This is a genomic window from Cupriavidus sp. 01L415 (assembly GCF_056400065.1).
On record NZ_JBFTSP010000082.1, the window covers coordinates 1 to 1,144 of the forward strand.

Here is a 1,144-nt window from a genome sequence, read left to right on the forward strand (position 1 = left end):
CCCGATTGCGGCGCCAACCAGCACATCCCATCAGGGACCGTGGCGAAAGGCCACAGCTAAAGTCCGAATGTACGGGTGCAATCTTTACCTCGCGTCATCATGAATTGAGAGCTTGGCAAGCCGGGGGCGTCCATGTACGGGGAGATCTGTACCGCTGCCAATGTGCGCTACCGACTCCGAGAGGTGTGGGGATGGCGGTGCAGAAGTCAGCAGAGGCCATATTAGGTGCGAGGCTGCACTGAAGGGTCGAACATGAACGAGCGCGATTAGGACGACAGACCTCGATGCTTACCGACGAAGCCCAAATGCACGAACGAGTGCAGCCCACAGCGGAGGAAGGCGGGCGGAACCTGCCCGGGGCCGATGGAGGTGCGGAGGCTGGCACGGCGGCTGTCGGGCAAACGAAAGCGCGGGTGCCATCGCTGATGGAAGCGGTGGTCGAGAGAGGCAACATGTGGCTGGCGTACCGGAGGGTGGTCTGCAATGGCGGCGCGGCCGGGGTGGATGCCCTGGAAGTGACGGCGTTGCGGGACTGGCTGAAGGTGAGTTGGCCGAGCGTCAGGGCGGCGTTGCTGGCCGGCAAGTACATCCCGCAGGCGGTGCGTGCGGTGGACATCCCCAAGCCTACGGGCGGGGTGAGGACACTGGGCATCCCTACGGTGGTGGATCGGCTGATCCAGCAAGCGCTGCTACAGGTTCTCCAACCGATCTACGAACCGGGGTTCTCCGAGTCGAGCTATGGCTTCCGGCCGGGGCGCAGCGCTCAGCAGGCGGTCTTGCAGGCACAGCGGTACGTGCAGGAAGGCCGGCGCTGGGTGGTGGACATCGACCTGGAGAAGTTCTTCGACCGGGTCAACCACGACATCCTGATGTCGCGGGTGGCCCGGCAAGTGAAGGATGCCCGGGTGCTCAAGCTAATCCGGCGGTATCTGGAAGCGGGGCTGATGCGTGGCGGGGTGGTTGAGGCAAGACGGCAGGGCACGCCGCAAGGCGGGCCGCTAACGCCACCAACAATAGAGCAAACTGCCGGGTAAGATTGGCCCTGCGCATTTCGAGGGAGTGTCTGGCGCCCTGGTCCAGAAGCTGTGCTGACGTCAATGTGGACCTTGTCCTTGAGACGGTCGCTCCCGCTGACAGGCAGGTG

General features: G+C 63.9%; 1 pseudogene. It reads left to right on the forward strand.

The features are described 5' to 3' along the window. Positions 1-284 precede the first annotated feature (284 nt). Positions 285-1,007: pseudogene (locus tag AC1DOX_RS30965) on the forward strand (reverse transcriptase domain-containing protein); the annotation flags it as partial. Positions 1,008-1,144 lie beyond the last annotated feature (137 nt).